The organism is Streptomyces sp. NBC_01669 (assembly GCF_026339735.1).
Lineage (GTDB): Bacteria > Actinomycetota > Actinomycetes > Streptomycetales > Streptomycetaceae > Streptomyces > Streptomyces yanii.
This window is the reverse complement of record NZ_JAPEQG010000002.1, coordinates 599732-617996: the sequence shown is the minus strand read 5'-3', so window position 1 is coordinate 617996 and position 18265 is coordinate 599732. Positions and strand designations below refer to the sequence as shown.

Sequence of the window (18265 nt, the reverse complement as noted above, 5' to 3'; positions counted from 1 at the left end):
GACGCCGCCAGCCGCAAGCGTGTCGTCGCGTGCGGCAGACCGGGGCCGGGAAAAACTGTCTGCTGAGGGCACTCCGCCCGCTGGAAGGGATCGCAAGATGACCACGGACGTTGGCCCGGCTCCCGTTCGGGTCCTTGTATTCGGTGCGGCCCGGCGCGCCGGGTCCACCAACGCGCAGTTGGCCTCGCTGGCGTCGGGCCTGGTCGCCGAGGCCGGTGCCGAGGTCGACATGGCCAGCATGCGGGACTTCGACATGCCGCTGTACGACGGGGATGTGGAGGCCGCCGAGGGGCTGCCCGCGGGTGCCCTGGCCCTGTGTGAGCGGATCAAGCGCTGCGATGCGTTCGTGATCTCGTCTCCCGAGTACAACGGCTCCGTCCCGGGGCTGCTGAAGAACGCCATCGACTGGGTGTCACGGGTACGGCCGCAGCCGTTCAAGACCAGGCACGCGCTGCTGCTGTCGGCCTCCCCGTCACTGATCGGTGGCAATCGCGGCCTGTGGGCGCTGCGGGTCCCGCTGGAGCACCTGGGGACGCGGGTCTACCCCGACATGTTCAGCCTGCCCCGCGCGCACGAGGGCTTCACCGAGGACGGCCGGCTCGCCCACCCCGAAGCACAGGAGCGGCTCGCCGAGATCATCTCCGGGTTCATGCAGCTGGTACAGGCCGACGTGCAGTTCGTCTGCCTGCAGCGCCGCTGGTACGAGTTCCCCGGCGATCGCACCGACGCACCGGTCACCCAGCGGGCCGAGGACTGACTCCGGGACTGGCAGCGCCACTACGCGGGCGTCCGCGAACGCCTCGACGGGTGAAAGCGTGGGCTGTGCGGCACTGTCTCCAGCGCGAAGCCCTTGGTCACCCCTACGCTTGGCGGGCCTGGAGGGACGGCTGTCGGTGCGCGCCAGCTCGCCCCTGAGGAGACCCGTCGCCTGGCCCACCTCGATGAGGTAGCCGCCCAGATCGCGCATGTGGCAGCGCAACTCGGCGCGACGGTCGACGGGCGGGGTGAGGAACTCTGCTCCCTTCGCGACCGCCGCGTCGTAAAAGCGGTGAATGTCGGCCACCCGCACGTTCAGGAAGCTGGAGGCGGTGCATGGGGTCGTCCTGTGTGCGCAGTACGACGTCGGGCTTGTCATCGGCGGGGCCGCCGCCGGGGTTCAGGATGATCCAGCCGTTGGTGACCTTGATGATGCAGTGATTCTCGTCCAGCACCACCGTTCCGCCCAGCACGTCGGCGTAGAACGCCCAGGAGCGCGGCACATCGGAGACGGTGAGGAAGTGCGTGAGCCAGAGGTGGCATCGGGGTGTAGCTCGTCGCTCGAACGGTCCAGTCGGCGCGCGCACGGCTTCGTTCGGGTGCTTGCCGGTGGTCAGCTACGCGTGATGTGGATGTCCGTCAGTGGAGGCGTCATGCGATCCCGTTTCGTGCTACCGCGCGTTGCCATGCTCCTGATCCTGGCCATCGGCGCCCTGATGAGCGGCTGCGCCGGCGACCCGTCCCGGTCGTCGTCGCCGGCGCCCTCGTTCGCGGAAGGTTCTCCGCTCAAGGAACCGGCGCAGATGGTCAGCCACAACGGGCTGCTGCGGGCGGAAATCGCTGTGGAGAGACGGCGGGTGGACCTGGGCGGCCACAAGTTCTGGGCTCTCACCTACAACGGTGGTTACATGCCGCCCACGCTGCGGATCCGGCCGGGGGACAAGCTGGAGCTGGACCTGAAGAATACGCTGAACGAGGTCACCAACCTGCATGTCCACGGACTCCACGTGTCACCGAGCGGCAACGCCGACAACATCTTCATCCGCATCGATCCAGGCCAGACGTTCCACTACTCCTTCCAGTTCCCCAACACCCTGCGAGCCGGCACCTACTGGTACCACCCGCACCCGCACCACACCTCCGCAGCGCAGGTCGCCGGGGGCATGTCGGGCATCATCATCATCGACAGCCTGCAGCAGTACCTTCCGGCGAACCTGCGCCACATCACCGAGCACGTCATCGCGCTCAAGGACTTCCAGGTCCAGGGAGACGCGATCAGGACCGAGAACCTCCACATCGGCGCGCCCACCCATCGCACCGTCAACGGCCAGCTGAACCCGACCATTCCTATCCGGCCAGGTGAGACCCAGTTGTGGCGGCTGGCCAACATCAGCGCCAACATCTACTACAAGGTCCACCTGAAAGGACAGAAGTTCCATGTGATCGCCCACGACGGCACCCCCGTTGACCGCATCTGGACAGCCGACTCGCTGCTCCTGGCGGCCGGGGCCCGCTTCGACGTGCTCGTCCAAGGCGGTCCGGCCGGCCGCACCCAACTGCAGACGCTCGCCTACAAGACCGGGCCGGGTGGCAATTCCTTCCCGCAGGCGAACTTGGCCACCCTGGTCTCCGAAGGGCCTGCTGCGCAGCCGGCGACGCTGCCCACCTCGTCCTTCGCGCCGACCGTGAATTTGAGCGATGCTCCGATCGCCGCGCGGCGCACCGTCGTGTTCTCCGAGAACAAGGCCGGCACCAAGTTCTACATCAACGGCAAGCAGTTCGATCCGAACCGAGTGGACCTGCGGGCCAAGCTGAACACGGTCGAGGAGTGGACCGTGCGCAACGACAGCAACGAAGAACACTCCTTCCATGTGCACACCAACCACTTCCAGCTGATGAGCATCAATGGACGTCCGCATCAGGGCCATGGCTTGCAGGACGTTGCGAGCGTTCCCGCCAAGGGCCAGTTCGTCATCCGGATCCGCTTCAAGGACTACACCGGCAAGACCGTCCTGCACTGCCATATTCTCAACCACGAGGACGCGGGCATGATGGCGGTGCTGGACATCGTCAAGTGACGCGGCCATTGACCAAGTAGGTCGTCGACCGTTTCATCCCCGGCGAAACGGTCGACGAGGTCGTCCCGATCATCGACGACCCACCGCCAAGGGCCTCGACCTGACCATGGACGTAGTCGGGGAGGACATCACCACACCGAAGCAGGCCACTGCTGCCCGCGACACCGCTCGCCCGGATGGTGCCGTCGCTGTCCTGCGCGCCCAGTACGAGGAACTTGCGATTGAAACCGGCGATGCGCTTGGCGCCGAGGTTGACTGCGCTGACGACGAGACAATCCAGAAGCCCTTCTCATCTGGAGGCCGACCCGGATCCACAGGTCCGTGCAGCAGCCACCATGCAGGAGCATCCGGGTGTCCCTCCGTAATGGAGGGACCGTTGTCTTGCCGACCCCGCTGTGCGCGTAAACATGGCGCGCTACACGACCCCTACCAAAACCGGTACATGGCATACGCCATCCCGCGCCCCACCCTCCGCTCTCCCTCAGTCGGCACCCCTACCGCCCTGTGTCCGGGCAGAAGTTCACAAGCGTGGGCGGCACAAGGGCAGCCGGATCCCGTGCCTCCTCCGGATCACTTCGCCGACAGGTCAGTGCGGGCCGCCTGAAGTCCGGGGAGAGGTACAACGGGCCTCGCCGCAGACAGCGCCAACGGTCACCTGGTACTCGCCGCTGCGACAGCCGGCGACCACCTGGGCGGCGACTGCCACGCTGGCCCGGTGGTCACGCCGAGTGAGTTCCTTCACCAGCGACAAGGTCGGGGAGATGTGTCCGGACGCGCCGTACCGTGTGCACTCCTCGAGTGCGGTTACTCCGATTCCGGCCGTGGGCGCCATGTGCCGTCGAGCGGAATGCCGGCGGCCGCCGCGATCCGGTTGCGTGATTCGAGCAGTCGGGTCCTCAGCGCCGGCAGGTCGACGTCCACCAGCACGCCGTCGCGTTTGACCACGCGGCCGGCGACGAGGACGGTGTCCACCAGGCCGGGATGGCCTGCGCTGACGATCGTGGCGGCCGGGTCGGTGACCGGGAACACGGTCAGGTCGTCGGCGCGCAGAAGGATGACGTCGGCGTCCTTGCCGGGCGTGATGCTGCCCGTTCGGGCGGCGAGCCCGCACGACTGGGCGGCGTCGACGGTGGCGAACTCCAGCAGGTCCCGGGAGCGCAGGCCGCCGTCCCGGCCGCGCTGCACGGCGAAGGCGGTACGCATCGTGGAGAACATGTCGCCGCCGACCGATGGGACGTCGTCGATGGACAGCGTCGGGCGCAGGCCGGCGGCCAGCGCCCGGCCGGTCATCGGGTTACCGAACCCCATCTTCAGCTCGACGTCAGGGCTGATCGACACCGAGCCGCCCGCGTCGGCGAGCATCCGCAGCTCTTCGTCGCTGATCCCGTTGGCGTGCACGAACGTGGTGGTGTCCCGCAGCAGACCATGCTCGCGCAACTCGGCGACCGGGCGCTGCGTCCCGTCAGAGGCGATGTGCAGGCTGGTGCGCAGGCCGAGTTCGGCCGCCAGTTTCAGCTCTCGGGCGACGGTGTCCATGCTGGTGTCCTCGGGCCCGCGCAGCCCCAGCGCCATGGTGACCAGGCCGTCCCCGGCCAGGTCGGAGCGGACGCGGCGGATCTCGGCTTCGACGGGGTCGGGGGTGCCCCATCCGGCGCCGAGGCAGAAGATCGACCGCCCCGGCACGTCCCGCAGCGCGGCGACGGCGGCGTCCTCGTGCTCGTGGCTCTGCGCGACGTGGTACCAGTCCAGCATCGTGGTCACACCGGAGTGCAGGGCCTCCAGGCGGCCGAGCAGGGTGCCCGCATAGACGTCCTCGGGCTGGTAATGGGGCTTGACCGTGCCGTGCATGGCCACTGCCCACTCGGGGAATGTCCAGTCCGCGCCGACGCCTCGGAACGCGGTCTGCCAGGTGTGGCGGTGGTTGTCCACGAAGCCGGGCATGACGATCCGGTCGGTCGCGTCGATCACCTCGGCGTCCGGCGCGTCGACGCGCTCGGCCACCTCGACGATCACGCCGTCTTCGATGAGCACGTCACCGCGGTCGAGATCGCCGACAGCCGGGTCCATGCTGACCACGGTGCCGCCCGTGAGCAGGGTCTTCATCGGTTGAACTCCTTCACAGACGCTTTCGGTCACAGACGCTTTCGGTTTGTTCAAGATCATGTTGAGCAGCCAGGCGAAGACGGTCTCCGGGCTGCTTGAGCCCACGAGAGAGCGGGGTGCCGCTGTGGGGCGCGTCGCCGGCGATTTCGTGGGCGGGCGCTTTGCTGCCGAGGCGATGGCTCTGCAGGTGGGACATGGAGGTCCACCTCTTCGATTCGTCGCTGTCCGGCCCTGCCGGAGGGCGAGCAGGGGATGCAGCGCGAGGTCCTGTTCGAAACGGAGCATGTGGGCGCGTCGACGTGCGCCGTGGGTCGGTCTCCGGGGGCCAGTTCGGCACTCTCCTGGACCATTGGTGGGCCGGTTGTGTCGGAGCGTTGTGGTGCACCGTGTGCGCCGACGTGTGGCCATCGCGCACGGTGCGGTGCACGCTGTCGATGGTGCTCACGCCGTCCTGACGCGGCCGTCGCCTCGGCCACACAATGAGGGCCGCCTGAAGTCTCGACAGGTGTGCGACGGGCGTCGCCGCCGCAGCACGAATGATCGCTCAGGAGGTCGCCGCTTCGGCGAGCACCGCGTCGGCCGCGGCGAGCGCGTCGGCGACCAGGTCGGCGGTGTCCTCCGTGCCTGCGGCCAGCCGGACCAGGGCCAGCGGAACCGACTCGGAGATCTGTTCCTCGCTGAGCATCCCGCGCCACATGGACGCCGGGTGCACGGCCAGCGATTCCACACCGCCGAGGCTGGCCGACCGGCGAGGGTAGCGCAGTCGGCCGAGGAAGGCGTCGGCCATCTCGAAACCTCCGGCGAACTCGATTCCGAGCACCCCGCCGAAACCGCTCATCTGACTGGCCGCCAGCTTGTGCTGCGGGTGGGTCGCCAGACCGGGATAGTGCACCTTCGCCACGGCCGGATGGTCGTTCAGTGCCTCGGCGAGCGCCTGGCCGTTGGCGTTGTGCCGTGGCACACGCAGCGGCAGGGTGCGCATGCCGCGCAGCAGCAACCACGCGTCGATCGGGCCGAGCGTGGCACCGGTGAGCAGGCCGACGTCCCAGATCCGGTCCAGGAGCTCGGCCGGCCCGGCTATCACTCCGGCGGAGACGTCGGAATGGCCGTTGAGGTACTTGGTCGCGCTGTGCCAGACCAGATCGATGTCGAAGTCCGCCGGACGCTGGTTCAGCGGAGTGGCGAAGGTGTTGTCCGCCATGGTCAGCACGTTGTGCGCGCGGGCCAGGTCCGCGACGGCGCGCAGGTCGGTGATCTGCAGCAGCGGATTGCTCGGCGACTCCACCAGGATCAGGCGGGTCTGCGGGGTCAGTGCCTTCGCGAACGTCTCCGGGTCGGTCTGATCCACCAGGGTGGTCGACACGCCGAGGCGCGGCAGCATGTTCAGCAGCACCGACGCCGTGCCCCCGTACGTGGACTTCTGCCCGATGACATGGTCACCGGCAGACACCAGGGCCAGCACGGCCGTGGTGAGCGCGGCCATCCCGGACGCGGTGACCATGGCCGTCTCGGTGTTCTCCAGCTCGGCGATGACGGCCGCGACCTGTGCGTGGTTCGGGTTGCCGAAGCGGGTGTAGAAGTCCTTGCCCCGCGGGGCGACGGCGCCCTGCGCGAACGTCTCCCCGTCCTCGGCCCAGAACGCCGCCGTCTGGTAGATGGGCGGTGCCACGGCGCGGCTGGGATGGACCTCGCGATCGGCGTGAACGGTGATGGTGCTCTTGCCCGGCATGGCTGCCCTTCCCTGGACCGTTGGTATGACGCTATGAAGCGTGGCCGACCGCCGCTCCGATGCGAACAGATCCCAGCAACTTTGGCAGCAAATTGCGCTCATTCCAGGCACACGATTGTGGTAGTCAGGGCAAGAGAGCAATAATCTGCCACTATGGATGAGGTGGACCGATCGATTCTGACCGTGCTCGAACAGCACGGTCGCATCAGCAACGCCGAGCTCGCCGACCGGGTCGGGCTGTCGCCGTCACCCTGCCTGCGGCGCGTGCGTCAACTGGAGGAAGCCGGGGTCATCCGCGGTTACCGGGCGTTGATCGATCCCGCCGCGGTCGGTCGCAGTCTGCGGGTGTTCGCCGGTGTCCGGCTGATGCGGCACACCCGCGCGGACGTGGTCGCGTTCGAGAGTGCGGTCACCCGGCTGCCCGAGGTGGTCGCCTGCCACCACATCACCGGCAACTTCGACTATCTGCTCCAGGTCGAGGTGGCCGACCTGCCCGCCTACGAGGACTTCCACGCCAACCAGTTGGCCAGCCTGCCCGGCGTGGCCACGGTGACCAGCTACGTCACCATGAAGACACTCTCCGCCGACACCACATGACGATCCCGCCCCGGCCCCGGTGGTCCGGCGCATGGACTGACCCTGGTTCTTCCACTTCGTGATCATGTCACCGGTCTGCGACAGCGATGTCCTGGAACGAAGACGCCGGGATCTCCTCGGCTCACAGCCCCCTCATAGTGATCAAGCAAGCACCAAGAAGCCGAAACCGCTTCGGCCTCAACCACTGATTACCAAGGGGATTTCATGTCCGGCAACCGTCGCAAGGCCTTTCTCGTCTCCGCAGTCCTCGTCGGCGGCGCCATGCTGATGACGGCGTGCCAGGACTCGGACGCGGCCACGGACACCGGCGCCGCGCAGGGTTCTTCGTCCGCCACTCCGGCCGGCAATGCGGTCACCCCGTCCGGCTCGTCGACCGCGGGCAGTAACCAGGGCACCGGCAAGGGCTCCGACGCGACGGGCAAGGGAACTGCGGACGGGTCCGGCGCCGACACCGGCAACGGCGAGCGGGAGCCGGTCGGGCAGAGCTGCGGCGCCAACGACATCTCCTGGAGCACCAGGCCCGAGACCCAGGCCGGCGGATACATTCTGATCATCGCGAAGGCGAAGTCGGGGATCACCTGCTACCTGCCCGCCGCGCTTCCGACCGTGGCGTTCGGATCCGACGGCACCGAGGCGGGTCCCGCGGAGCAGACCGCCGGCAAGCAGATCAAGCTGAGCGGGAGCACCACCGCCTACGCCGGGGTGAACCCGAAGACCACCAACGCAAACGGTGGCAAGGAACTGGACAGCATCATCGTCGCCATCGGTGACGACGACCCCAACCCGGTTTCCCTGCCGGTCGGCACCATCACTGTCGATCACCCGATCGTCACCAACTGGCACACCGCCCCGAAGGACGCCGTTCCCTTCAGCTGAACGGGAACCGCAGCTCGTGATCCATGCTGGTGACGCGCAGCATGCCGACCTGGTGACAACCACCGTGCTCTGCCTGATCGAAGCCACAGGTCAATGGACGCCCATGGTGACAACCAGCGTGCTTCGGCTCAAAAATGAAGTGGTCGGCGGTCGGCGCTGAGCCGATTGCCGGCCGGATGCGGGGCGTGCAGAACCGAGAGCTGAAGCGTCCGCGGCACCTTCCGGGCCCTGGGCCGGGTCAACACCGCCAGTGCCGGACGCGCCCACACCGATCCCGCCGTCATCCTCCGACTCCACGGCATCACGCGAGCAGACCGGACATCCCGGGATCGCTTCGGGGCCCTGATGAGGAGTCCGCAGACAAGGAAAAATGGGCGCCGTGAATGACACGGTCGCGGTAGCCCTGATCACGTCTCTGTCCACGCTGAGCGCTGCGGGGTTGGCAGGTATCGCTTCGGCGTGGGTGGCCGGTCGGCAGTTACGGCACCAGGGCGTGCTGGCCCGTGAGGAGCGGGCCGAGCGGCGAGCGATCGACCATCGGGAGATGCGCCGTGAGGCATACGAGAAGTTCTTGGCTCAGGCTGACGCGGCCTACCGCGTGCTGGACGATGGATGGTTCGCACTGCCGTTCACGGAGTTGCGTCGCTGGGAAGCGGGATTCGCTGCGCGCAGGGCGCTGGATGAGGCATACATCCGGGTTCGGCTGGTAGGGCCAGACGACGTCGCGGAGCGGGGAGCTGAAGTTCTCCGGAGCATAAGTGACGAGTTTCGACTGCATGCGCGCATCGTGAACGACAGCCCAGACACGGCCAGCAGCGCCGCCGAACTCGAACCTTCAGCTCGCTCGGGAGCGCTCCGTGCTCGGGTCGCCAGCAGCCGGGAGTTCGTTACCGTGGCCCGGCGAGCACTGGGAAGCGAGCTGTCGGCGTCGGCCATGACTCAGACGGGCCCCGACTCAGCGAGACAGGACGGACTTGTTTGATTCCCCCGCCGGCTGTCTCGATCCACAGCACCACTGACCAAACCGGACATCCCGGGAACCCTCCGGGGCCCTGGGCAGAGCCCCGGTACCTACGGGGGAGCGGTACCGGGGCTCTGCCGTCACCGCATGTGCGACATCCCGTGAGTTCTCCTGAGCCCCGCTGAGTCGCTAGTCCCGTGGCCAGCGGGTTCGCCCTCTCTCAGGTGTCCCTCCGTGGTCTGACGTAACTTCGGGATTCCTGAAACGTTCTCACTTTGCCCGACTGGTCATCGATCGGGGCGGAGGCGAGGGAGTTTGGGTTGGCTGGTTCCCGGCTCACTCCAGGTGCTGCCACGTCCACACAGGGGGCCGCACTCCCGTCGGGCTCCCGCCCGAATCGGAACCGTTCCCGGTGGCCACTGATCCCGATGAACTGAGTGAAGCATCCCGCTGCAGGAAGCCGTCTGGCCAGGGCGGCAACCTGGTCGTCCGCCCCTGCCTTCCGCAGGCTGTTCAGCAGCCCGGACACCGAGAGCGCCGACCTTCGACACCTGGTTCAGCTCAAGTTTCCGGAGGAATCCGAGGCCCTCGCGATCGACCTCACCCGTCGGAGCACTCCCGCCGACGGCGGCTTCTGCACCTTCCAACCCGTGGTCCACGGCGACGCCTGCCCCTGGAATCTGAACTGCCACAGCTGCGACAAGTTCGTCATGTCCGGCGCTGACCTCGTCTACTGGCACCGCAAACGCGAGCAGTGGCGGTTGCTCGCCGAACGCGCCCCCGACAGTGCCACAGCCGACTACCTGCACGAGGTCTTCGAACCGACCGCCCGCGCGATCGACGGCCTGGAAAGGGCACTGGAGGCCGTCGGCATGCCCGACGAAGCCCTCGCCCTCGACGTGCGACGACCCCAGGACTACTTCGGACGGGTCTGGAACACGGCCTTCCGGGCCCAGGAACTGGCCCACCAGCAAGACGGCGGTGAAGCAGCATGACCTCCACGCCCGCCACCGCGGCAGCCATCGCCGCCCGGCGCCGCCAAACCCAGGACAAGCTCACCCGAGTCGAAAAGGCGATCCGGCAACTCCGCCGAGAGCGAGGCCGGTTGACCGTCCGGGCCGTCGCCGAAAAAGCCAAGGTCTCCGCCATGTTCCTCTACGAGAACACCGACGCGCGGTCCCTCGTTCAGCACGCCGTCGCCGACCACTGCAACCGTCACGACCACGAAGCCCAGCAGGAGCACGAGCGGATCGAAGCGTCCTGGCGCGAACGCACGCTCAACGCCGAGGAAGAACTCACCCGAGCACAGAAGGAGATCTTCACGCAGCGGCAGCGGCAGCGGCAGCGGCAGCGGCAGCGGATCGGCGAACTGATGGGCCAGGTCCGCGACGTCGAACAGATGGTCCCCGGCGAGTCCGTCCAGCAGCTCGTCACCGAGACCACCAGTCTCAAGCACCGCGTCCAGCAGCTGGCCCAGGAACACCGCACGCTGCAAGAACGCCTCGAAGGCGCTCGGTCCAACCTCCGCTTCGCCGACAAGCGCATCGCCGACCTCGAAGCCCAACTCCTCGAACGGGACCACTCATGACCGAACCGCCCGACTCCGACCCGATCCGTCGCCAGGCCACCAGGAAGGTCTCCGCGACGATGTCTGCGGCGTCGTCGGCCTGGTCGGGCGGCGCATGGCGAAGCCCAGGATCGGGTCGACGTGCTCGGCATAGAGGCAGCGGAGGCGCTCAGTCGGCGCTGGCGTGGTCGCGGCTCATGACTTCTCCATGTCCGGCACCGGTGAGATCGTTGCACCGGCCGACAGCAGTCTCTCCGCCAGCGCGCGACAGCGCCTCCCGAGCTCCGGAGGGTCGAGTATCTCGAAGGCGTGCCCCAGCAGGAGTACGTGCATGAGCACGGCGTCGAGGCTGGCGGCGCCACTGAGCACCTCGCAGAGCTCGCTCCCTCGCCGTCGTACGACGGCCGCCGACGCCGGAATCTGCGCGCGCACCGTGTCGGCCGACGCGTGCACGAGGAAGCGCGCCTGGTGCGGGTAGACCCGACTCGCCACACCCTCCTGCACGTACGTCGCCGCGTCGGGCGCCGCGCGCGGGCAAAAGCGCCAGGTCCGTGCGGACACATCGATCATCCGGTCGACGCGGAAGCTGCGCCAGTCGTCGCGATCAAGGTCGTAGGCGAGGAGGTACCAGCGCCGGTCGGAGGCGACCAGGCGGTAGGGCTCGACCCGCCGCCGTCGTACCCTGCTCCCGGACGGGTAGTCGAAGCCGGCCTCGACCTCGTCGCGGCAGGCTCTGGCCAGCGTCATGAGCACCTCGGGGTCGACCGGCGTGCGGCCTCCGCCGAAGGACTCCACCGAGCCGGAGAGCGCGTGCACCTCGTGCCGAAGCCGGGTGGGCAGCACCTGGTCGAGCTTGGTCAGCGCCCGGAGTGCGGCGTCGCCTGCGCCGGCAACCGCGCCACCCGCGCCGGCGAGCAGCGAGACTGCGGTGGCGATCGCCTCCTGGTCGTCGAGAAGCAGCGGCGGCAGGTCCTGCCCCGGGCCGAGCTGGTAGCCGCCGCCGACCCCCTGGCTGGCACGCACCGGATAGCCGAGCGTGCGCAGCCGCTCGACATCACGCCGTACCGTGCGCGGCGTGACCCCGAGCCGGTCGGCGAGCTCGGGGCCGGTCCAGACCTGGCGCTGCTGCAGCAGCCCGAGCAGGGTGAGCACCCGCTCCGTCGTGCCCCGCTCGTTACCGCTTGCCACGTCCATGTCGCTCACCCTGCCAGAAATAGCGGACCGATCCTGTCCGCCAGAGGTGTCACGGTGGCTCCATGGACGCAGACGAAATCGACTGGAACCGGACGCTGCGCGAGCAGTGGGAGTTCCACTGGAAACATCAACTCCGAGCCGGGCTCGAGGGCCTCACCGACGACGAGTACTTCTGGTCGCCGGTGCCGGACGCCTGGAGCGTGCGGCCGCGCGACGGCGCCCGTGCAGCTCGGTGCCGGGGACTTCACGATCGACTTCGCCTTCCCGCAGCCGGTCCCGGCGGCCTTCACCACGATCGCCTGGCGACTCGGTCACGTCATCGTCGGCGTGCTCGCCGCGCGCAACGCGGCGCACTTCGGCGCGTCGGCGGCGTCGTACGAGACCTGGAACTACGCCGGCAGCGCGGCCACCACACTCGACCAGCTCAAGACCCAGCTCGACGTCTGGCTGGCCGGGGTGCGCAGCCTCGGCGACGCCGGGCTCCAGGTCCCGATCGGTGAGAAAGAGCCCTTCCCCGAGGCGCCCATGGCCGATCTGGTGCTGCACATCCACCAGGAGCTGATCCACCACCTGTCCGAGGTCTGCCTGCTGCGCGACCTCTACCGGCACACGAATCCCGCTACGAACGGAGCAACCCGATGAGCCGCCACATCCAGGTCACCTTCGACGCCCATGACCCGCGGGCGCTGTCGTCCTTCTGGCGCGACGTACTGGGCTACGTCCACCCCGGCCCGCCCGGGGTCTACCTGCCCGAGAGCGCCGACCCGCTGGCAGCGTGGGACGACTTCCTCGCTCGGGTCGGCGTACCGGAGGAACAGCGCAACTCGAAATCGGCCATCGAGGACCCGGACGGGCACGGCCCGCGAGTGTTCTTCCAGCAGGTGCCGGAGGACAAGGTCGCCAAGAATCGCGTCCACCTCGACGTCCGTGCGGCTCCCGGACTGCAGGGAGAGGAGCGGATGGCGGCACTGGAGGCCGGGTGCGACCGGCTCGTCGCGCTGGGAGCGAAGCGGGTACGTCGCGACGAGCCCGCTCCCCCGATGAGCGCCGGCTTCATCGTGATGACCGACCCCGAGGGCAACGAGTTCTGCCTGGACTGACGCAGCTCAGCTGTAGTCGCGGAAGCCATGGCCGGTATTGCCCGTATCTCGGCTGGGCCCGTACTTCGGGCTCAACCGTGCCAGTGAAGTGTTCAGCGCGGCCCTGTGCTTTCACGCGGACACACTCGAAGCCGCCCTCGCCACCGAGCCCGCCGCGTCACGGACACCTACGCGACGCATCCGTGCAGTTCAGAGCCCATCCGGCCAGAACGACGATCGGTAAAGGCCGCGACGCCGCCGAGCTCACCGTGCTCGCCGACCACCTCACCGCTCACGGCCTGGTCCTGGAGATGCTCGCCGGGCCCCTGCCCGGCATCTACGACCCCACCGGGCCGGGCAAGCTGCTGTTCGCGTTCTTCGCGGCGATGGCGGAGACCGAGCGGGAGAACATCCGCGAGTCCACGCTCGAAGGGCTCGACACCGCAGCTCGCAAGGGCAAGCACGGCGGCCGGCCCCAGGTCATCACCGACGACATGCTCCACACCGTGCTTCGCCGCCGGGCGCTCGGCGAATCCGTTGAGCAGATCCAGCCCGACCTGATCATCCCCACCGGCAAGCGCAAGGGGCAGAGCCCGTCCGTCGCCAGCATCCACCGGGCGCTCGCCGAGCACGCCAAGCGCGAGGCATACCCCGGAGCCATCGAACAGGCACACGCCGACTTCGCCGCCCTCCGAGCCGGCGAAGTCCCCGGACCCCGCCCAGCTCTCCCTGACCGAGCGTCACTCTGATTACAAGGAGCTACTTGTCACTTCGCCGTAGCCTCGGGAGAACAGGGCCGTAGCGGCGGTCAGGCGCGAACCAGGAGTACGACGCCTGCGGCCAGGAACGCGATCCCGAGCGCGGCGGCTCGTGCCTTCACCCGACTCGCGAGCCGTCTGGTGCGGGACCGCGGCTACGCGCCGGACCGATCGTCCGCTCCGTCGAGGGGGCGCGCTGCTCGGCAGCCGCTCACTGGCTGGCGTATCCGCCGTCCACCACGAACTCCGAGCCCGTCGAGTAGCTCGCCTCGTCCGACAGCAGGTACAGCACCATGTTCGAGATCTCGGCGGGCTGCGCCTCCCGCTGGATCGGCTGGCGCTTCACCGTCTCGTGCGAGCGCTCCGAGTCCGCCGTCATCTCGGTGGCCACGACGCCGGGGTGCACGGAGTTGACGCGGATGTTGTACGGGGCGAACTCCTGGGCCGCCGCCTTCGTCATGCCGCGCACGGCCCACTTGGAGGCCGTGTAGCTGAGGATGTACGGGAACGCGATGATCCCGCACAGCGAGGAGATGTTGACGATCGAGCCGCCGCCGGCCGCCCGCATCGACGGCAGCACGGCCTTCATGCCGAGGAAGACGCCGATCTCGTTGACGTCGATCACCCGCCGGTAGTCGGCCTCGGTGAGCTCCTCGATGGGGCAGCGGTGGACCAGGCCGGCGTTGTTCACCAGGCCCGTGACCTTGCCGCACACCTCTTCCGTGCGTGCGACGGCCGCCTGCCAGGACACCTCGCTGGTGACGTCCAGTTCCACGAACAGGGCGTTCTGGGCACCCAGTTCCTCCGCGAGGGCCTCGCCCTCCTTCACGAGGACGTCGCCGATCACCACCTTCGCGCCCTCCGCGACCAGTCGGCGTGCGTGCGCGGCGCCCAGGCCGCGTGCCCCGCCCGTCACGACGACCACTTTGCCGTCCGCCCGTCCGCTCATGCCGGAACCTCCCGTATGCCGGTGTATGCAGGTGGCAGCGATGCTGGCAGCGGATCCGGCCCGGCGGCACGCGGAGCTTCCCACTCACCGGGAAAGGACGCTGCCGCCGTAGGACCTGGTACGGGCAGGCTCGACGGGTACCCCGTGTCGGCGCGACACGAGGCTCCTTCCGAGCATCCGCAACCAGGAGAACCGCTGATGTCCGTCGATCTGACAGGAAAGGTCGCGCTCGTCACCGGCGCGGCACGCGGCATGGGCGAGGCCGAGGCCCGCCTGCTCGCCGCCCGCGGGGCGAAGGTCGTCCTCACCGACGTACTGGAGACGGAGGGCGAAGCGACGGCCGCGTCCATCGGCTCCGCCGCCCGTTTCATACGGCACGACGTGACCGACGAGAAGGCATGGGAGGCGGCCGTGGCCGCCGCCGTGGACGGCTTCGGCCGGCTCGACGTACTCGTCAACAACGCCGCGATCTACACCACCTCGCCCATCGTCGAGGAGGACCCGGCCCGCCTGGAGGCGGTCCTCCGGGTCGACCTGATCGGCCCGTTCCTCGGCATCCGCGCCGTCGCCGGGGCGATGAAGGCGCACGGCGGCGGATCCATCGTCAACATCTCCTCGCAGGCCGGCCTGCAGGGCATGTGGGGACACGGCGCGTACGGGGCCGCGAAGTGGGGGCTGCGCGGCCTCACCAAGACGGCCGCCCTGGAGCTCGGCGCGGACGGCATCCGTGTCAACTCCGTCCACCCGGGGGCCATCACCACGGCGATGACCGCCCACCTGGGGACCAAGGAGCACGCGGGCGCGCCCCTCGGACGGGTGGGGGAGCCAGAGGAGGTCGCCCGCCTCGTCGCGTTCCTCGCCTCCGACGACTCGTCGTACCTGTCCGGTGCCGAGCTCGCCGTGGACGGAGGGGCGTCGGCCGGACGGATGCCGGTCTTCCCCCAGAGGGGAGGCGACGCGTGACCAGGCCCGGCGCCGAGGTCCAGGCGGTCATCGACCTGGCCACCGCCAACTTCCCCCCGCTGGGAACGGAGATGACGGACATCGCCGAGGTGCGCGCCTTCTTCGCCGCCCGCCCCAGGCCCGCCGTCCCCGCGCTTCCCGTCGCCCACGTCCGGGACGAGGACGCCGACGGCGTCCCCGTACGCGTCTACGACCAGGCAGTCCACGCGGACGCCCCGGTGGTCCTGTACTGCCACGGCGGCGGCTTCGTCCTGTGCGACCTCGACAGCCACGACGGCTTCTGCCGGTCGATCGCCGACGCCACGGGCGCGGTCGTCGTCTCCGTGGACTACCGCCGCGCCCCCGAGCACCCCTTCCCCGCCGCTCCCGAGGACGCGTACACGGCCCTGCTGTGGACCGCGAAGACGTACCCGGGCCGCCGGATCGCCGTCGCCGGGGACAGCGCGGGCGCCAACCTCGCCACCGTCCTCACCCTGCTCTCCCGCGACCGGGGCGGCCCCGAGATCGCCTACCAGGCGCTCTATTACCCGATGCTCGACCCCACCTGTTCCCAGCCATCCCACCGCCGGAACGGCCAGGGGTACTTCCTCACCTCCGACCACCTGCGCTGGTACTGGGACAGCTACCTGCCGGACCTTGCGGACCGGGCCGACCCCTACGCCGCCCCCCTGGCCCGCACCGACCTGTCCGGCCTCCCGCCGGCATACGTCGTCACCGCCGGCCTCGACCCCCTGCGGGACGAGGGCCTGGCGTACGCGGAGGCCCTCACCACGGCCGGAGTCTCCGTGGAGGCCCACCACTACGCCGGGATGTTCCATGGCTTCCTGTCGATGGCCGCCGCCCTGCCCGAGGTGGCCGCGGCCTGCGAGACCGCGTTCGCCGCGCTGCGCATGGCGCTCGACGTGGCCTGACACCGTTCCTAACCAGTGTGCGTAAGTGAGTCCTGGACCCACTGTTGCGTGCTGGGCGCATCCCGAACGGTTTTGGATGCGCTGGGTTCCCGCTTTCGCGTCCCGTTCGGTGACGGCTCTCCAGGGGGCCGGTCCGTGATGGGTGGGCGGGTTCCCTCACGCCCCCGGTCACCTGGTCCGGCCTGGACGGTCCGATGCCCCGCACGATCACTCCGGTCGTGTGGGGGCGGTGCCGTCCTTCCCCAAGCTCTCAACTGCGTTCGAGCAGGGGATACCCCATCCCGGACCGGGTGTCCGAGGGCGCGTCGTCCGATCGCGATACCGGCGGCATCGTGACGGGACATGGTGCGGTGGGAGGTGACCAGTGGCTTCTGCCAGTGCTGGGCACCCCACAGGGAGGTGTAGGCGGGGTCGACCGCGACGATCGCAAGGCCCTGTTCGGCGGCCATGGAGACGAGCCGGGCCTTGAGCCTGCCGGTCGGGATGCCGGAGATCAGCTGCCGGAACCGCTTCTTGCGGCCGTGCTTCTCCCGGGTCTTCTCGGTGGTGAAGTCGAGATCTTCGATCCCGATCGCCGCGACCCCAACACGCACCGCCCAGTTGATCAACCGGGTCAGCGCGTGGCGGATCTGCGCGTCGCGGTGACTGGCGGTGCCGGACAGGTCGTAAGGGAAGCGGCGCGGGTCACCGACTGGATTGCCGTGCCGGTCCAGGTGGTAGGCGGCGAAGTGGTCGGCGTTGGTGTCGACACCGATCATGCCCCGGGCGCGGGCGGTCTCCAGCGGGATGGTCTTCACGACGGGGCGTTGCCAGGACGCGGTGAGGTACCAGCGGCCTCGCTCCGTATCGAGGTGGATGCGGTAGGCGACGGACCGGTTCGCTTCGATGCGGTCGGCCCACTCCGCACCCCGGTGCGCAAACGAGATCCGGGAGGTGAGGACGTACCGGCCGTGCCCGGCGTTGGCCAGGTGCACGAGCGGAGCAGGAAGTCTGATGCTGACCTCACCGTCCGGGGTGACGCGGATCGTCTCGTTCCCGAACCGCTTCCCCGACTCACCGTCAGCCGCGATGAACTAGCGCCCCGCCTCCCAGCGTTCCCGCCACTGCTCCTCGGTGAGCCGGGCCTCGGTGAGATGGTGGCGGGTGTTGAGCAGACGTCTGCCGCCCCGTACCACCCGCACGCGTCCGGCCTGCCGGTCGGCGACAACGGCCGCATGCCGCGCCTCCAGTGCCGCGAGACGTCGGGACTTGCGGAACCACTCACTCCGGGAGCGGTAGCCGCCCGCGGCCCGCTTCGTTCCGGGTTCACCGATCGGGAGGGACAGGCGGTGCCGCAGCGTTCTGATCCCGGTTTCCAGTGTCTGGATGTGTGCTGCCTGGCAACGGCGCGCGAGCGCCCATTGATCGTGTGTGGCCTTGGTGATCGCACCCGCGATCCGCGACGACGACAGCGGCGTCAGGTCCCGCTTGCGCAACGCCCAGGTGTCCGCGCCGTGCTCCAGACCATCCGCGCAGCGAGCCTTGAGATCACGGGAAGCGAGCGCACCCTGATGCTCACCGACCGCGCGCAGGACCTTCTCGTCCTGGGGCGTGAGGTGCCCCAGACGGTCCCGGACCGCCACCCCGCAAGGCCCGGGCACCACGAAGGACCCGGCCAACTCCCGCACACCACCCACCGCGTCACCCCCTCCCACCAGGCCGGGCACCTGCCACCCAGCCCAACGAGCAGCAGCCGCCAAGGTCA

Annotated in this window: 16 protein-coding genes and 3 pseudogenes; 13 read left to right on the top strand and 6 right to left on the bottom strand. The window is 69.0% G+C overall.

Translation table 11 applies throughout. The features are described 5' to 3' along the window. The first annotated feature begins 97 nt into the window (after positions 1 to 97). A complete protein-coding gene (locus OG972_RS43705) occupies positions 98 to 757 on the top strand; it encodes an NADPH-dependent FMN reductase (RefSeq protein ID WP_266992031.1) in 660 nt (219 codons plus the stop codon). Between the two features lie 141 nt (positions 758 to 898). Here OG972_RS43705 and OG972_RS43700 read toward each other — a convergent pair. Next, a pseudogene (locus OG972_RS43700) lies at positions 899 to 1343 on the bottom strand (VOC family protein); the annotation flags it as partial. 39 nt (positions 1344 to 1382) lie between these two features. Between OG972_RS43700 and OG972_RS43695 the strand changes: the two are divergent. Both OG972_RS43695 and OG972_RS43690 read left to right on the top strand, forming a co-directional pair. Then, on the top strand, positions 1383 to 2834 hold the full coding sequence (locus OG972_RS43695) for a multicopper oxidase family protein (protein ID WP_266992984.1): 1452 nt from the start codon (positions 1383 to 1385) through the stop codon (positions 2832 to 2834). 5 nt (positions 2835 to 2839) lie between these two features. Beyond that, positions 2840 to 2997, top strand: a pseudogene (locus OG972_RS43690) (proline dehydrogenase); the annotation flags it as partial. Positions 2998 to 3638: 641 nt separating this feature from the next. Here OG972_RS43690 and OG972_RS43685 read toward each other — a convergent pair. Together OG972_RS43685 and OG972_RS43680 are read right to left on the bottom strand one after the other, a co-directional pair. Then, complete coding sequence (locus OG972_RS43685; RefSeq protein WP_266992029.1) at positions 3639 to 4937, bottom strand: amidohydrolase family protein; 1299 nt, start codon at positions 4935 to 4937, stop codon at positions 3639 to 3641. A gap of 544 nt (positions 4938 to 5481) precedes the next feature. Continuing rightward, the gene (locus OG972_RS43680; protein ID WP_266992027.1) at positions 5482 to 6666 is read right to left on the bottom strand and encodes a PLP-dependent aspartate aminotransferase family protein; all 1185 of its coding nucleotides are present in this window, start codon (positions 6664 to 6666) and stop codon (positions 5482 to 5484) included. Between the two features lie 153 nt (positions 6667 to 6819). Here OG972_RS43680 and OG972_RS43675 point away from each other — a divergent pair, with 153 nt between their 5' ends. The 5 genes from OG972_RS43675 to OG972_RS43655 all read left to right on the top strand — a co-directional run bounded on the left by OG972_RS43675 (position 6820) and on the right by OG972_RS43655 (position 10688). Further along, positions 6820 to 7263 carry an Lrp/AsnC family transcriptional regulator gene (locus OG972_RS43675; protein WP_266992025.1) on the top strand — a complete coding sequence of 148 codons (444 nt, stop codon included), beginning with the start codon at positions 6820 to 6822 and terminating at the stop codon, positions 7261 to 7263. Positions 7264 to 7467: 204 nt separating this feature from the next. After that, positions 7468 to 8139, top strand: coding sequence for a DUF4232 domain-containing protein (locus tag OG972_RS43670; protein ID WP_266992023.1), 672 nt, complete (start codon positions 7468 to 7470; stop codon positions 8137 to 8139). A 379-nt stretch (positions 8140 to 8518) separates the two neighbouring features. After that, positions 8519 to 9121 carry a hypothetical protein gene (locus OG972_RS43665; RefSeq protein ID WP_266992021.1) on the top strand — a complete coding sequence of 201 codons (603 nt, stop codon included), beginning with the start codon at positions 8519 to 8521 and terminating at the stop codon, positions 9119 to 9121. Positions 9122 to 9537: 416 nt separating this feature from the next. Next, positions 9538 to 10095, top strand: coding sequence for a hypothetical protein (locus OG972_RS43660; protein WP_266992019.1), 558 nt, complete (start codon positions 9538 to 9540; stop codon positions 10093 to 10095). Continuing rightward, the gene (locus tag OG972_RS43655) at positions 10092 to 10688 is read left to right on the top strand and encodes a DUF6262 family protein (RefSeq protein WP_266992017.1); all 597 of its coding nucleotides are present in this window, start codon (positions 10092 to 10094) and stop codon (positions 10686 to 10688) included. Before OG972_RS43660 ends, OG972_RS43655 begins: the two co-directional genes overlap by 4 nt. Positions 10689 to 10862: 174 nt before the next feature. On the opposite strand, the gene OG972_RS43650 is transcribed toward OG972_RS43655, so the two are convergent. Then, positions 10863 to 11861 carry a YafY family protein gene (locus OG972_RS43650; protein ID WP_266992015.1) on the bottom strand — a complete coding sequence of 333 codons (999 nt, stop codon included), beginning with the start codon at positions 11859 to 11861 and terminating at the stop codon, positions 10863 to 10865. A gap of 222 nt (positions 11862 to 12083) precedes the next feature. On the opposite strand from OG972_RS43650, the gene OG972_RS43645 reads away from it, so the two are divergent. The 3 genes from OG972_RS43645 (at position 12084) to OG972_RS43635 (ending at position 13689) form a co-directional block, all read left to right on the top strand. Then, entirely contained in the window at positions 12084 to 12503 is a 420-nt protein-coding gene (locus OG972_RS43645) for a DinB family protein (RefSeq protein WP_323135983.1), read from the top strand. Then, positions 12500 to 12961 (top strand): VOC family protein, encoded by a 462-nt coding sequence (locus OG972_RS43640; RefSeq protein ID WP_266992013.1) that lies wholly within the window; start codon positions 12500 to 12502, stop codon positions 12959 to 12961. Before OG972_RS43645 ends, OG972_RS43640 begins: the two co-directional genes overlap by 4 nt. 182 nt (positions 12962 to 13143) lie before the next feature. After that, complete coding sequence (locus tag OG972_RS43635) at positions 13144 to 13689, top strand: recombinase family protein (RefSeq protein WP_266992011.1); 546 nt, start codon at positions 13144 to 13146, stop codon at positions 13687 to 13689. A gap of 220 nt (positions 13690 to 13909) precedes the next feature. On the opposite strand, the gene OG972_RS43630 is transcribed toward OG972_RS43635, so the two are convergent. Further along, complete coding sequence (locus OG972_RS43630) at positions 13910 to 14647, bottom strand: glucose 1-dehydrogenase (protein WP_266992009.1); 738 nt, start codon at positions 14645 to 14647, stop codon at positions 13910 to 13912. Positions 14648 to 14845: 198 nt separating this feature from the next. Between OG972_RS43630 and OG972_RS43625 the strand changes: the two genes are divergently transcribed. Together OG972_RS43625 and OG972_RS43620 are read left to right on the top strand one after the other, a co-directional pair. Continuing rightward, a complete protein-coding gene (locus tag OG972_RS43625) occupies positions 14846 to 15610 on the top strand; it encodes a glucose 1-dehydrogenase (RefSeq protein ID WP_266992007.1) in 765 nt (254 codons plus the stop codon). After that, the gene (locus OG972_RS43620) at positions 15607 to 16521 is read left to right on the top strand and encodes an alpha/beta hydrolase (RefSeq protein ID WP_266992005.1); all 915 of its coding nucleotides are present in this window, start codon (positions 15607 to 15609) and stop codon (positions 16519 to 16521) included. Before OG972_RS43625 ends, OG972_RS43620 begins: the two co-directional genes overlap by 4 nt. An 8-nt stretch (positions 16522 to 16529) precedes the next feature. Here OG972_RS43620 and OG972_RS43615 read toward each other — a convergent pair. Beyond that, positions 16530 to 18197: pseudogene (locus OG972_RS43615) on the bottom strand (IS200/IS605 family accessory protein TnpB-related protein). Positions 18198 to 18265: the final 68 nt, after the last annotated feature.

What these genes read in the sequence shown, in the direction of transcription:
- OG972_RS43670 (WP_266992023.1), top strand. Translation starts at nt 7,468, where the DNA reads ATGTCCGGCAACCGTCGCAAGGCCTTTCTCGTCTCCGCAGTCCTCGTC.
- OG972_RS43630 (WP_266992009.1), bottom strand. Translation starts at nt 14,647, where the DNA reads ATGAGCGGACGGGCGGACGGCAAAGTGGTCGTCGTGACGGGCGGGGCA.
- OG972_RS43655 (WP_266992017.1), top strand. Translation starts at nt 10,092, where the DNA reads ATGACCTCCACGCCCGCCACCGCGGCAGCCATCGCCGCCCGGCGCCGC.
- OG972_RS43640 (WP_266992013.1), top strand. Translation starts at nt 12,500, where the DNA reads ATGAGCCGCCACATCCAGGTCACCTTCGACGCCCATGACCCGCGGGCG.
- OG972_RS43685 (WP_266992029.1), bottom strand. Translation starts at nt 4,937, where the DNA reads ATGAAGACCCTGCTCACGGGCGGCACCGTGGTCAGCATGGACCCGGCT.
- OG972_RS43680 (WP_266992027.1), bottom strand. Translation starts at nt 6,666, where the DNA reads ATGCCGGGCAAGAGCACCATCACCGTTCACGCCGATCGCGAGGTCCAT.
- OG972_RS43675 (WP_266992025.1), top strand. Translation starts at nt 6,820, where the DNA reads ATGGATGAGGTGGACCGATCGATTCTGACCGTGCTCGAACAGCACGGT.
- OG972_RS43625 (WP_266992007.1), top strand. Translation starts at nt 14,846, where the DNA reads ATGTCCGTCGATCTGACAGGAAAGGTCGCGCTCGTCACCGGCGCGGCA.
- OG972_RS43650 (WP_266992015.1), bottom strand. Translation starts at nt 11,861, where the DNA reads ATGGACGTGGCAAGCGGTAACGAGCGGGGCACGACGGAGCGGGTGCTC.
- OG972_RS43705 (WP_266992031.1), top strand. Translation starts at nt 98, where the DNA reads ATGACCACGGACGTTGGCCCGGCTCCCGTTCGGGTCCTTGTATTCGGT.
- OG972_RS43695 (WP_266992984.1), top strand. Translation starts at nt 1,383, where the DNA reads ATGTGGATGTCCGTCAGTGGAGGCGTCATGCGATCCCGTTTCGTGCTA.